Source organism: Sphaerisporangium rhizosphaerae, from assembly GCF_042665155.1.
GTDB lineage: Bacteria > Actinomycetota > Actinomycetes > Streptosporangiales > Streptosporangiaceae > Sphaerisporangium > Sphaerisporangium rhizosphaerae.
This window is the reverse complement of record NZ_JBHTCG010000043.1, coordinates 14,710-27,229: the sequence shown is the minus strand read 5'-3', so window position 1 is coordinate 27,229 and position 12,520 is coordinate 14,710. Positions and strand designations below refer to the sequence as shown.

10 protein-coding genes are annotated in these 12,520 nt (G+C 72.5%); 4 read left to right on the top strand and 6 right to left on the bottom strand.

Annotated elements, in window-relative coordinates:
* Window positions 1-6: 6 nt before the first annotated feature.
* Both ACFQSB_RS36390 and ACFQSB_RS36385 read right to left on the bottom strand, forming a co-directional pair.
* Window positions 7-1,776 (bottom strand): glycoside hydrolase family 6 protein, encoded by a 1,770-nt coding sequence (locus ACFQSB_RS36390; RefSeq protein ID WP_380831568.1) that lies wholly within the window; start codon window positions 1,774-1,776, stop codon window positions 7-9.
* A gap of 306 nt (window positions 1,777-2,082) precedes the next feature.
* Complete coding sequence (locus ACFQSB_RS36385; protein WP_380831566.1) at window positions 2,083-2,589, bottom strand: winged helix-turn-helix transcriptional regulator; 507 nt, start codon at window positions 2,587-2,589, stop codon at window positions 2,083-2,085.
* A 91-nt stretch (window positions 2,590-2,680) separates the two neighbouring features.
* Between ACFQSB_RS36385 and ACFQSB_RS36380 the strand changes: the two genes are divergently transcribed.
* Window positions 2,681-3,361 carry an SDR family oxidoreductase gene (locus tag ACFQSB_RS36380; protein WP_380831564.1) on the top strand — a complete coding sequence of 227 codons (681 nt, stop codon included), beginning with the start codon at window positions 2,681-2,683 and terminating at the stop codon, window positions 3,359-3,361.
* A 282-nt stretch (window positions 3,362-3,643) separates the two neighbouring features.
* Window positions 3,644-4,714, top strand: a complete 1,071-nt coding sequence (locus tag ACFQSB_RS36375) for a glycerophosphodiester phosphodiesterase family protein (RefSeq protein WP_380831562.1) — start codon at window positions 3,644-3,646, stop codon at window positions 4,712-4,714.
* 66 nt (window positions 4,715-4,780) lie between these two features.
* On the opposite strand, the gene ACFQSB_RS36370 is transcribed toward ACFQSB_RS36375, so the two are convergent.
* Window positions 4,781-5,605 (bottom strand): cellulose binding domain-containing protein, encoded by an 825-nt coding sequence (locus ACFQSB_RS36370; RefSeq protein WP_380831560.1) that lies wholly within the window; start codon window positions 5,603-5,605, stop codon window positions 4,781-4,783.
* Between the two features lie 357 nt (window positions 5,606-5,962).
* Between ACFQSB_RS36370 and ACFQSB_RS36365 the strand changes: the two genes are divergently transcribed.
* Window positions 5,963-9,049 (top strand): BTAD domain-containing putative transcriptional regulator, encoded by a 3,087-nt coding sequence (locus tag ACFQSB_RS36365; protein WP_380831558.1) that lies wholly within the window; start codon window positions 5,963-5,965, stop codon window positions 9,047-9,049.
* Between the two features lie 35 nt (window positions 9,050-9,084).
* Here ACFQSB_RS36365 and ACFQSB_RS36360 read toward each other — a convergent pair whose 3' ends face one another.
* Entirely contained in the window at window positions 9,085-9,390 is a 306-nt protein-coding gene (locus ACFQSB_RS36360) for a PIN domain-containing protein (protein WP_380831556.1), read from the bottom strand.
* Window positions 9,391-9,424: 34 nt separating this feature from the next.
* A complete protein-coding gene (locus tag ACFQSB_RS36355; RefSeq protein ID WP_380831555.1) occupies window positions 9,425-9,727 on the bottom strand; it encodes a PIN domain-containing protein in 303 nt (100 codons plus the stop codon).
* A gap of 338 nt (window positions 9,728-10,065) precedes the next feature.
* On the opposite strand from ACFQSB_RS36355, the gene ACFQSB_RS36350 reads away from it, so the two are divergent.
* Window positions 10,066-11,271: an FAD-dependent monooxygenase gene (locus ACFQSB_RS36350; protein ID WP_380831553.1), complete on the top strand. Its 1,206-nt coding sequence runs from the start codon at window positions 10,066-10,068 to the stop codon at window positions 11,269-11,271.
* Window positions 11,272-11,416: 145 nt separating this feature from the next.
* Here the strand turns inward: ACFQSB_RS36350 and ACFQSB_RS36345 are convergent, their stop codons facing one another.
* On the bottom strand, window positions 11,417-12,370 hold the full coding sequence (locus tag ACFQSB_RS36345) for an SDR family NAD(P)-dependent oxidoreductase (RefSeq protein ID WP_380831551.1): 954 nt from the start codon (window positions 12,368-12,370) through the stop codon (window positions 11,417-11,419).
* Window positions 12,371-12,520 lie beyond the last annotated feature (150 nt).

The following is a 12,520-nucleotide window of genomic DNA, read 5'->3' as shown; positions in this document are numbered from 1 at the left end:
GAGGGGTCACAGGGCCGGGAAGGCGTTGCCCACCAGCATCATGAACTGGTCGTGGTGCCAGTCGCGGGCGGCGGGCGCGTTCGGCAGGGCGTTGGTGGGCGCGGTCCGGAAGTACCGGTTCATGGCGGTGGGGTCGCACATCGGGTCGACCAGCCGGTCGGTGTCCGGCGGCAGCACCGGGCCGCCGGCGCCGTCGGACTCGCCCGGCGGCTTGATCCACAGGTAGGCGTCGACGCCGGGCAGCGGGGCGGCCGCCGGCCGGGCCCCGAGCCCCGCGCCCTTCTGGTTGCAGGGGCCGGCCCGGTACGGGCGCCGGTCCAGGCGGCTCTGGTCCACGTAGGTGTTCACGTCGCCCGAGACGCTCACCGAGGTCGGCCGGGCCGCCCCGCCCCAGCCGTTGCGCGAGGTGTCGATCACGATGCCGATGGAGCCGGGGAAGCCCCTGGTGACGAGGGCCTGGCGCATCGCCGTGGCGTAGTCCCGCTCGTCGATGTAGGGGTTCCAGTCGATGAACCGGCTGGTCTTGATGGACACGCCGTTGATCGTCAGCGACGAGTCGGGCAGGTAGGTCTCCTCGGTGGGGATGTAGTCGGCGACGTTGGTCGCGATGCCGTCCACGCCGTTGACTCCGGCCGCCGACCCCTGCACGGTCGAGGTGATCAGGTCGGCCAGCGGCTGGAACTCGTCGTCCCAGCCCACCAGGCCGGAGTGGGCGGCGTCGAGGTAGGTGTAGACGTTGGGCAGCGGCGCGAGCCTGTCCAGGGCGTACCTGATGCCGGCCTGGTAGACCCCCGACTGCCCGGCGGCCGTGCAGCCGACGGTGTGCCTGCCGGTGACCAGGTCGGCCAGCGAGCGCGGCTCGACGATCGCGGCGATGCGCAGCGCACGGTACTTCGGCTTGCCGACGATGCCGGCGATGGCGTCGACGAACTCGGTCTTGTACCGGTTCAGCCCGTCCTCGGCGGCGTGCAGCTCGGCGGGCGACACCAGGGACCAGCAGTTCTTGTCCGGCAGGTCGTACAGCACGACGGTGATGTAGCCGGCCTTCTGCGCCAGCGCCGCGTCCAGGTGGTTGTCCAGGCTCCTGGTGACTCCGGCCCCGCCGGTGACCTTGGTGATGCGGTCCAGCCAGACCGCGGTGGGGGTCGTCTTCAGCCCGCGGATCCGCTCGGCGGCCGTCCCGCCCGCGGCGCCGGCCGACCTCTCGACGTTGGCCGTCCAGTCCGCGTTGACGTACCCGGTGACGCCCGCGAACGGGTTGTCCACCGGGACCTCGGGCGTCGGCGTCGGGGTGGGCGTCGGCGTCGGCGTGGGGGTGGGCGTCGGGCTCGGGGACGGGGACGGGCTGGGGCTCGGGACCAGGATGACCTTGCACGGCACGCCGTTGACGGCGAAGTCCGTCGGCGGCGGGTTGTCCCTGATCCAGGACCCGTTGAAGCCGATGGTGAAGCTCGGCCCGCTCCACGACCGCCCCTGCGCGGTGACCCGGGCGCCCGACTGGCTCCACTGGGCCGACCAGCCCTGCGTGATCCGCTGGGAGCCGGGGAAGGTGAAGGTCAGCGTCCAGTTCGTGACCGGCTCGCCGTTCCTCACGGTGATGCCCGCCGTGAAGCCGCCCGACCCCGTGCCCCACTGGACCGTGGTGTAGGTGACCTCGCACGTGAGAGCGGCGCCGGACGCCGTGATCGTGCCGGTGACGAGCCCCGCCGCGGCCAGCGCGGCGACCATGATCGTCGTCACGACGGTGCGCCGTAATCGGCCCTTGCCCAGTCCCATGAAAGATCAACTCCATGAACGCGGCCGGGCGGATCGCGCCGTCTCGTCGCGACGGCCGCCGCTCTCCATCCCGATCTGGTACGAGGCGGTGGCGCTCGCGGGTCCGGAGCCTGCCCGTTCGGAGCCTGCCCGTCCGGTGCCCGCTGTTCGGTGCCTGCCTAGAGGTCTACAACAGCGGCGGCGGATCCGCCGTCACGGGCCCGCGACGGCGGGGCGGCCGGCGGGGCACGGGCGTGCCGGTGGCCCGGGCACCTCGGCGAACGCGGCCGGGCGGACCATGGCGGGACGCGCGACGCGGTGAAAGATTCAGTCCTCGGACGGGGCGGCTGCACTCCCGTGCGCGGCGGCTTCGGTTCCGGGACGGGTCCAGACGAAGACGACTTCTTCCAGCGGCACCGCGTTGCCGGTCTCGTTCACGAACGCCACGGCGAGGTGCTCGCCGGTCTCGCGGCTGCGGCGCTCCACGGACGGGCCGGCCTCGTGCGGGCGATGGAGGTCCCCCCACTGCTGGAGCGAGCCGAGGACGACGCGCAGGTCTTCTCCCGCGGGCGTCAGGTGGTAGCCGTTGCGCGCGCGCTTGCCGGGCTCGCTGTAGGGGCGCCGCTCCATGATGCCGGCCTCGACCAGGCGGGCGAGCCGGTCGGTGAGCAGGTCGGTGGAGATGCCGAGACGGGTCTGGAAGTCGACGAAGCGCGTGCCGCCGCTGAAGGCCTCACGCAGTACCAGCACCGTCCACGGGTCGCCGATCACCTCGAGGCTGCGCTGGATCGAGCACTCGGTGTCCAGCATGGCGCGGCGTGTCGTCCTTCTCACCACCCAAGGATACCCCCTAGCTTGCTTTTTCCAAGTGAGATAGCTAGCTTGGTTTAACGAAGCCAGATGGACTCAGAGGAGAGCGACGACAATGAACATCGAGAACGCCGTGGCCGTGGTGACCGGCGGCAACCGCGGGCTCGGCCGCGCCTTCGTCGCGCGGCTGATCGAGCGCGGCGCCAAGGTGTACGCGGCGGCCCGCGACCCCCAGAAGGTCGACGTGCCCGGGGCGGTGCCGCTGCGACTGGACATCACCGACCCCGAGTCGGTGGCGCGGGCCGCCGGGATCGCCGCCGACGCGACCCTGCTCATCAACAACGCGGGGGTCTCGACACACGCCTCCCTGATCGACGGCGACCTCGGCGACATCGAGCTGGAGATGCGCACCCACTTCTTCGGCACGCTCGGCGTGACGCGCGCCTTCGTGCCGGTCATCGAGGCCAACGGCGGCGGCGCCATCCTCAACGTGCTGTCGGTGCTGTCATGGGTGCACCTGCCGCAGTACGGGGGCTACAGCGCGGCCAAGGCCGCCGAGTGGGCGCAGACCAACGCGGTCCGCCAGGAGCTCGCCCCCAGGGGCATCAAGGTGTCGGCCCTGCACGTCGGTTACATGGACACCGACATGGCCGCCTACGTCGCCCCGGAGAACAAGATCGACCCCGTGCTGGTGGCCGAGGCCGGCCTGGACGGCATCGCCGCCGGCACGCCGGAGATCATCGCCGACGAGTTCAGCCGCGGCGTCAAGCAGAACCTCTCCGCGCCCATCGTCTGACCAGGTCTGAACACACGCCTGGACGGTGGGCGCCGGCCGTCCCTTTCTCGTCGTCGCGGCGGTCGCGCGCCGCGGCCGTCTTCCATGAGCGCCACTTCCTCCCCGTTCAGCCTTCGTCGGGTGTTTCCCCGGAGGCCATGCGTGATCGGCAGGTTGGACGCGTGGCACCGTCGAGGCCCTTCCCGCTCACGCGGGATCGGGCGTCGCGGGCCACCGTCATGACCGTCGCCGTGCCGCCCGATCAGGGGGAAGCGGCTCCCGCATGGAACGAGATACACACTGATGACCGGTTTTCGCTCGGCCGCCGCTGCCGCCGTCCTGGCCGGGGCCGCCGCCCTCGCCTTCCCCGGCGCCGCGATGGCGGACCCCGGCGTGTCCGCCGCGCACCACAAGAGCTTCGACCTCCAGGCGCACCGGGGCGGGCTCGGACTGGTGGTGGAGAGCACCCTGGACTCCTTCGCCAACGGCCTGCGCGTGGGCGTCAGCACCCTTGAGCTGGACATCCAGATCACCGAGGACGGCAAGGCCGTCGTCACCCACGACCGCAAGGTGGACGGCCGCAAGTGCCAGGACACCGGCCCGGTGTCCCCCGGCGACCCCGAGTACCCCTACGTCGGCAAGTACATCAACACCCTCAGCCTGGCCCAGGTGCGGAGCCTGGACTGCGGCTCCAAGCCGCTCGCCGAGTTCCCCGGCCAGCGCCCCGCGCCCGGCGCGCGGATGCCGCTGCTGAGCGAGGTGTTCGACCTGGTCAAGCGCTTCCACGCCAACGACGTGATGCTGAACGTGGAGACCAAGGTCGAGGCCGGCGCGCCGGAGCAGACCGCGCCGCGCGAGCAGTTCGTCCAGGTCGCCGCCCAGGAGATCCGCCGGGCGCACATGCTGCGCCAGGTCACCATCCAGAGCTTCGACTGGGGCTCGCTGATGCGCATGCGCGAGGTGGAGCCGCGGCTGCCGCTCGTGGCGCTCACCGACTACACCTTCCTGCAGACCGGGCAGCCGGGTGCCTCCCCCTGGCTCGGCGGCATCGACGTGGACGACTTCGGCGGCGACCCGCTGAAGGCGATCAAGTCGTTCGGCGCCGACGCGTTCTCGCCGGTGCACGGGTTCCCGCAGAACGGCAAGGTGACCGACCCCGGGTACCGGCCCTACGTCACCGGGGCGATGGTGGAGGAGGCCCATGGCCTCGGGCTGAAGGTGATCCCCTGGACCGTCGACGACGAGCCCACGATGAACAAGCTCATCGACGACGGCGTGGACGGCCTCATCACCGACTACCCCGACCGCCTTCGCACGGTGCTCGACGCCCGCGGCTTCAAGCTCCCCAAGCGGTACTCCGGCCCGCGCGCCTGACCGGCGCCCGCCACGCCCTGCCGCCGCACGCCCCGGCCCGTCGAAAGGGGCCGGGGCGCCGGGCGCTCAGTTCGCGGGGGGAGCGGGCGTCGGGGTGGGCATCTCGTTGTCCCACTCGGTGGCCTGCCACAGCACGGCACTGCTGCCGGTGATCTGGCTGCTGCGCGAGTCGAAGGTGGCCGTGCCGTTCTCCACGTCGGCGTCCTCGGCCGCGGTCACCGTGATCAACTGCGGCCTGTTCCAGTTGGCCGGGGTGAAGGTGATCGACGAGGACTGGCTGAGATCGGTGTCGCCGTACACCCGCGCGGTGCCGACGGTGACGTCACCGGGAGGCTGCCGGTTGAGGGTGACCTGGACGCTCGCCGACCGCCCCTCGCGCACGGTGATCGAGGTGGGCGAGATGACGATGCGCAGCGGGGCCGCGGGCGTCGGAGTCGGGCTCGGGCTCGGTGACGGGCTCGGTACCAGGGTGACCTTGCAGGACACGCCGTTCAGGGTGAATGCCGTCGGCGGCGGGTTGCTTCCGGTCCAGGCGCCGTTGAACCCGATGGTGAACGAGGTGCCCGACGGCCCCCAGGCGTTGCTCTTCGCCGTGACGTTGGATCCGGACTGGCTCCACTGGGCCAGGAAGCCCGACGTGATCTTCTGCGAGCCGGGGAAGGCGAAGTTCAGCGTCCAGCCGGGGGCGACCGGCTCGCTGTTGCGGATGTCGAGCATGGCGAGGAAGCCGCCCGCTCCGGTGCCCCACTGGTTGACGGTGTAGGTCACCTCGCACGCCGGCGCGGCCCTGGCCGCGGTCACCGTCCCGAGGACCAGCCCCGCCGTGGCGAGCGCCGTTGCCGTCGCCACCGCCCCGAAGCCACGCGCTGCTCGGCCTGTGCCGAATCCCATAGATCGCTCCATGCCGTAGAAGGGATCTTGCGGGAAAGTGCGGCCCTCGGCCGGCACCGTCCCTGTTACATGAGTGGCGCTCTGCTTCAAGATTCGACGAGTGATCGCCGAGGTGTACAGCCGATTTCCCTGCGCGGCCAGCGGACGTGCGGCCCCCGGTCGTTCGATGAGCCCAGGATCTCGGCGGACATGTCATGACATGTCCGGAACTGGCCACGGGATGAACGCGACCGAGCTGAAACTTTCATCACTCGCTGGAACCCGAACCGTGAGACGCCTGCTCGACCGGATTCCCCCGTCGCCCCGGGTGCGCCCGCTCCGGCGCTGGGAGGGTGCTACCGGTAATACGATCGGTTCGTGCGGTACGGCATCCTCGGGCCCGTCGAGGTGCGCACGGAGGCGGGGGAGCCGATCCCGGTGGCCGGTGCCCGGCCGCGGGCGCTGCTCGCCCTGCTCCTGCTCGACGCGGGCCGGCCGGTCAGCGTGGCGAGGTTGATCGACGGCCAGTACGGCGACCGGCCGCCGGCCGACTCGGCGGGCGCCGTCCAGGCCCACGTGTCCCGGCTGCGCAGGGTGCTTCCTCCCGGCGCCATCGAGTTCCACGACGCGGGCTACCGGCTCGCCGCGGACCCCTCGGACGTCGACGCGCACCGCTTCGAGCTGCTGGCCCGCGAAGGCCGCGAGTCGCTCGCGGCCGGGCGGTACGAGCAGACCGTCGCCGTGCTGCGCGAAGCGCTCGCGCTGTGGCGTGGCCCGGCCCTGGCCGACGTGGCGGACGCGCCGTTCGCCCCGCCGCAGGCGTCCCGGCTGGAGGAGTTGCGGCTGTCGGCCCGCGAAGACCTCGCCGAGGCCGAGCTGGCCCTGCCCGCGGGCACCTCCTCCGGCGAGCTGCGGCGGCTGGCGGCCGCCCACCCGCTGCGCGAGCGCCTCACCGGCCAGCTGATGCGAGCCCTGCATGCCGAGGGGCAGCGGGCCGCGGCGCTCGCCGTCTTCGCGGACGCGCGGCGGCTGCTCGCAAACGAGCTGGGCGCCGACCCCTCGCCGGAGCTCTCCGCCCTGCACCTGGCCCTCCTGCGGGACGGCGACGGAGGCGGCGCCGGCGAGGTGCGGCGGCGCGCGCCGTCCCGGCTGCCCGCGCCGCTCACCGGCTTCGTCGGACGCGAAGACGAGCTGGCCCGCATCGACGCCCTCCGTGACCGCCGCCTGGTCACCCTGACCGGCCCCGGCGGCACCGGCAAGACCCGGCTCGCCGTCGAGGCCGTCCGTCGCCAGGGGCGGGAGAGCTGTTTCGTGGACCTGTCGGCCGCCGACGGCGACGGCCAGATCGCGCCGGCGGTACTCGCGGCCCTGGGGCTGCGCGAGAGGGGGTTGCATCCACCCCTGGCCGGCGGCGGCGACCCGGAAGAGCGGCTGCTCGTGGCGCTCGCCGACCGCGAGCTGCTGCTCATCCTGGACAACTGCGAGCACCTGGTCGCGGGCGCCGCGGCGCTCACCCGCCGGCTGCTCGACGCCTGCCCGTCGCTGGCCGTGCTGTGCACCAGTCGCGAGCCGCTCGGCATCACCGGCGAGACCCTGGTCCCGGTGCCGCCGCTCGCGGTGCCGCCCGAGGGTACCGGCGAGGCCGCCGCGCTCGGCTATCCCGCCGTGCGGCTGTTCCTGGAGCGGGCCGCCGCCGTACGGCCGGGCGTGACGATGCGGCCGGAGTTCACCGAGATCTGCGTCGCGCTGGAGGGCCTGCCGCTGGCCATCGAGCTGGCGGCCGCGCGGCTGCGCGCGTTCGGCGCCGACGAGATCGCCGCCCGGCTGGCCGAGCACGGGCGCTTCGCCCTGCTGTCCAAGGGCGACCGCACCGCCGCGGCCCGCCACCGCACCCTGCACGCGGTGGTGGACTGGAGCTGGAGCCTGCTCACGCCCGAGGAGCAGGCGCTCGCCCGCCGGTTCTCGGTGTTCGCCGGCGGCGCGACCCTTTCGGCCGTCGAGCGGGTCTGCGGCTCGGGCGAGCTGCTCGCCGATCTGGTCGACAAGTCGCTCGTCGAGGCAGAAGGCGGGCGTTATCGCATGCTGGACACCATCCGGCTGTTCTGCGCGCGGCGGCTGGAAGAGTCAGGCGAGCAGAGCCGGGTGCGGGCCGCGCACGCCGCCTGCTACCTCGATCTGGCGCGACGCGCCGATCCCGGGCTGCGCCGGGCCGAGCAGCTCGACTGGCTGGCACGACTGTCGGCCGAGCACGCCAATCTCGGCGCCGCGCTGCGCCACGCCGCCGAAGCCGAACCCGCGAACGGGCTGCGGCTGGTCGCGGCGCTCGCGGCGTACTGGTGGCTGAGCGGGCGGCGCGGCCAGGCGACATCCTTCGCGCTCCGCCTGCTCGACCGGTTCGGCGACGAGCCGCCCGCCGGGCTTGCGGAGGAGTACGTCCTGTGCGTGCTGCAGACCGTGCCGTACGCCACCCCGGAGCGGTGGGCGCGCGCCGAGGAGATCATGCGATCGCTGAGCGGGGTGGTGCGCTACCCGTTCCTCAACGCCCTGTGGGGGATGGCCGCCGGGCCGCCCGGCGCCGGGAACGTCGTCCAGCGGGCGCGAATGCTCGGCGCCGACCCGTGGAGCAGGGCCACCGCCCGGCTCGGCGAGTCGCTGCTGCTCCTGCTCGACGGAGAGACCGCCGGCGCCGAGCGCGGGCTGGAGGCGGCGCTGGCCGCCTTCGGTGACCTCGGGGAGCGGTGGGGCATGGCCCAGGCGATGGAATGGCTCGGGCTGATCGCCGGCCGGCGCGGCGAGTGGGAACGGGCGAAGCGCCTGTGGGGGCGGGCACTCGACCTGCACGAGCAGCTCGGCGCCCTGGAGGAGATGGTGGGCGTGCTGGGGCGCAGAGCCGGCGGGCTGCTACGTGAGGGCGACCTCGCCGCGGCCCGCGCCGACCTGGACCGCGCCGCCGGCCTGGCCCGGGTCGCCGGCCCGGCGGCCCGGTCCCCGTCCGTGGAGCTCGGGCTGGGCGAGTTGGCCCGCCGGTCCGGGGACCACGACGAGGCCCGGCGACGCTACGGCGCGGCCCTTTCGTCCGCGGGCGGCGGCTTCGGCGCCGACGGCATCAGAACGGCGGTGCACACCGCGCTCGGCCGGCTGGCGGAGGCCGTGGGCGACCGCGCCGAGGCCGAGCGGTGTCACGGCGAGGCGCTGCGCCTGGCCCGTACGACGGGAGCGGCGCCGGCCGACCTCGCCGACGTCGCCGAGGGCTGCGCGGGGGCGGCCCTGCTGGCCGGCGCGGGGGAGCGGGCGGCCTTCCTGCTCGGCGCCGGAGTGGCCCTGCGCGGCACGGCGGTCGCCGGTGACGCCGACGTGGCCCGGGTCGCCGCCGGCGTCACCGACCTGATCGGCCCCGACGCCTTCGCCACCCACTTCGCCACAGCCGCCGCCCTCCCCCGCCCCCAAGCCGCCCAAGCCCTCTGATCGAAGCGCGGCCCCCGAGCCCGACTCGATTTCCGTCACTCATTCCACTTCGCCGGGCGTTGAAAGAGTCGCCCATCTTGGCCAACGACAGCCTCGGGGAGCAGCGAGGCTTGAAGGTGCTTCTCGGGTATCGCGAACGACATCACCCGTCCTGAGAAGTCGTGCTTCGGGCCAACGCGGCCCGGCGGGCATGCGATCATGACTGGCCGCTTGGGGGCCAGCCGAAGCGAGGCGTCAATCGCGGGGCGAAAGTCCGTGTCGGTCGACATGAGCAGCGACATGTCACCGTAGGAGGACGCCGCATCCATGGTCATGGCCACGGCGAGCGCAACATCCGTCAACTTCTCCTCGTACGTATGGAACGTCTGCGAAGGATCACATGCGCAGGTCCATCGAGAGCCGCAGTCCCTGCACCGCGCGGTCTTCTTCTTGAAGTGACCGCGGACGATTTCCACCTCTGGACAGCGCGGCCAGAGCGGCAAGGTAGGTCTCCTGCCTCAGGGCGGCATCGGGTTCACCCTTGACGATCGCTGTGAAGTACCTGACCTTCAGCACTACGTCATCCCGCCGGATCTCCCGCACCAACTCGACGAGGTCCAGCCACAGGTACGCGCGGCCGTACTTACTCTTCAGCCCGTGGTACAGGTGGAAGCCGTCGACGTAGGCGACCACATCCATCAGCAGACACCTCCAACGTTGGCCGGCCTCGCCGATGCTAGCTACAGTGGAGGTACACGAAGTTGGTTACGGCCAACTGGGCGGCCCCGCAAGGGGCCGCATTTTTTTGTGGCCGCGGCACTATTCGCCCGTTCCATGCCGGTTAGGGGCGATGACGCCATGGCCGCCGCCGAACTGCGCACCTCCACACCGCCCCTACCGCCAGAGAGCGTCCTTTGACGCCCTGGTGACCTTCACCGACGGCTGGCGGCGGCGACACCAAGGCGACGGACACAGACGCGGGGGAGTGTCGGTGGGGTGTCGGTGGGGTGTCGGTGGGGGGCGGGAGGGTCGGGGGCATGGAGAACTCGAACATTTTGATCTCGGGGGCGGGCATCGGCGGGCCGGCGTTGGCGTGGTGGCTGCGCCGCTACGGGTTCGGCGTGACCGTCGTGGAGAAGGCTCCGGGCCCGCGCCCGGGCGGGCAGGCGATCGACTTCAAGGGCGAGGACCAACTGTCGGTGCTGCGCCGGATGGGCATCCTCGCCGAGGTGCGGCGCAGGCAGACCGGCGGCGCCGATGTGCGGATCGTGGACGCGGACGGCCGGTCGATCGCCGTGATGCCGGGCGAGTTCACCGGCGGCGACGTGGAGATCCGGCGCGGCGACCTGTCGGAGATCCTGTACGACGAGAGCGTGGCCGCGGGCTGCGCGTACGTGTTCGGCGACTCGATCACCTCGCTGACCGAGGCGGCGGACGGCGTCCACGTGACCTTCGAGCGGGGCGCCCCCCGCACGTTCGACCTGGTGGTGGGCGCGGACGGCATCCACTCCAACGTCCGTCGGCTGGCCTTCGGCCCGGAGCGCGACTTCGTGAGGTTCCTCGGCTACTACTACGCCCTGGCCGAGCTTCCGCCGGGCGGATCGGACGGCGACGGGGACGGGACGGGGGTGATGTACAACGAGCCAGGGCGGATGGTCTCCGTCGGTGGCCCCAAGGCGCCCGCGTTCTTCGTCTTCGCCTCGCAGGAGCTCGCGTACGACCGGTACGACACCGAGGAGATGAAGCGCCTGATCATCGACGCCTACGCCGGGATGGGGTGGCGTACCCCGGAGATCCTTGAGCGGGTGCGGCAGGCACGGGACCTGCACCTCGACACGATCAGCCGGGTGCGGGCCGGCCGGTACGCGCGAGGTCGCGTCGCGCTGCTCGGGGACGCCGTCTCCGGCAACACGCTGGGCGGGTTCGGCACCGGCGTGGCGGTGGTCGGCGCGTACGTGCTGGCCGGTGAGCTGGCGCGGGCCGATGGCGACCACCACGCCGCATTCCGGCGGTACGAGGAGGTGATGAGCCCGTACGCGAAGGTCGCGCGCAGCGGCGGCAACGCCGGCGGCTTCCTGGCCCCGGCTTCGCGCGCGGGGATCTGGATGCGCGACCAGGTCTTCCGGCGGAGTCTCCTGCTGAAGATGATGATCAAGATGACCGACATGTTCGCCACGAACATCAGCCTTCCCGACTATCCGGCTCCGGTGGACCGTGGCCGCCGCGCGGCCGAGCCCCGCTGACGGCCCGGCGGGCGCCGCGCTCTGGTGGGCACGGCGTCCGCCGGGTGCTCGGCACGGGATGCGTGGCCCCGTGGAGACGCGGCCGGAACGGGTCCGGCGGGAGAGGTCGGCTCTGATGCCCCGATCAGGCGACCCGGTGGTCACATCAGGCGGAGAGGGTCTCCTCGGTGACCTTCCAGAGGCGGGTGGCGGCCTCGGAGTCGAGGGCGTAGGCCGCCACGCCGGTGCGGGTGCCAGGCTCGTGCGGACCGGCCTCATTGCAGTCCTCGAAGTACCGCCCGCCGACGCCTTCCACCAGCGGGGAGGCGGCGAGCAGCACCGAGGTGGCGGCGCCCTGCTCGGGGGTCTTCCAGTCGGGGGTGGACGCGCCGCCCGCGCTCATCTGGGCGCGCAGCCGGTCCAGCTCCTCCATGGTGACGTGCCTTTGCAGGTTGGTCCGGATGCCGCCCGGGTGCAGGGCGTTGACGGTGATGCCGTCGTCCGCCCACCGCGTGGCCGCCTCGACCGCGAACAGCACGTTCGCCGTCTTGGACTGACCGTACGCGGTCCACGGCTCGTACGGGCGCTCCCGGAAGTGGATGTCCTCAAAGACGACCGGGGAGCGCAGGTGGGCGGCGGAGCTGACGGACACGACGCGCGCGCCGCCGGCGGCGGCCAGCGCGTGGTGCAGGCCCGTGGCGAGCGCGAAGTGGCCGAAGTGGTTGGTGGCGAACTGCAGCTCCCAGCCCTCGGGCGTCCGGGTCTCGGGGGCGGCCATGACTCCGGCGTTGTCGACCAGGATGTGCAGTGGGCCGTCCCACGCGGACACGAAGCCGGCGATCGAGGCGCGGTCGGTGAGGTCCAGCGGCGCGACGCCGACCCGCTCGGCGCCGGTCGTGGCGGTGATGTCCTCGGCGGTGCGCCGGCCGGCGTCCAGGTCGCGGACGGCCAGGGTGACCTCCGCGCCGGCGCCGGCGAGCGCGCGGGCGGTCTCGATGCCGATGCCGGAGGCCCCGCCGGTCACGATGGCGCGTCGACCGGTGAGGTCGACGCCGTCCACGACCTCGGCGGCGGTGGACGCGGCGTTGAACGGCGTGGTGATGCGTGATGTCGCGGTCATGGTGATGCCTTGCCTGTTCTCACTCGGCGGTCGCGGTCGGAGGTCCAGGCGGTACGCTGAAACCGGAGGATCCTCCAGTAAGTGGCACTCTAATCGGAGTTTCCTCCGGTTAGCAAATCCCGTCCCGTGATGGAATGGTCGGCGAAGGTC

Coding starts and splice junctions, on each gene's coding strand:
- ACFQSB_RS36355 (WP_380831555.1), bottom strand. CDS start 9,727: ATGGATGTGGTCGCCTACGTCGACGGCTTCCACCTGTACCACGGGCTG.
- ACFQSB_RS36380 (WP_380831564.1), top strand. CDS start 2,681: ATGAACATCGAGAACGCCGTGGCCGTGGTGACCGGCGGCAACCGCGGG.
- ACFQSB_RS36350 (WP_380831553.1), top strand. CDS start 10,066: ATGGAGAACTCGAACATTTTGATCTCGGGGGCGGGCATCGGCGGGCCG.
- ACFQSB_RS36370 (WP_380831560.1), bottom strand. CDS start 5,605: ATGGGATTCGGCACAGGCCGAGCAGCGCGTGGCTTCGGGGCGGTGGCG.
- ACFQSB_RS36345 (WP_380831551.1), bottom strand. CDS start 12,370: ATGACCGCGACATCACGCATCACCACGCCGTTCAACGCCGCGTCCACC.
- ACFQSB_RS36375 (WP_380831562.1), top strand. CDS start 3,644: ATGACCGGTTTTCGCTCGGCCGCCGCTGCCGCCGTCCTGGCCGGGGCC.
- ACFQSB_RS36390 (WP_380831568.1), bottom strand. CDS start 1,776: ATGGGACTGGGCAAGGGCCGATTACGGCGCACCGTCGTGACGACGATC.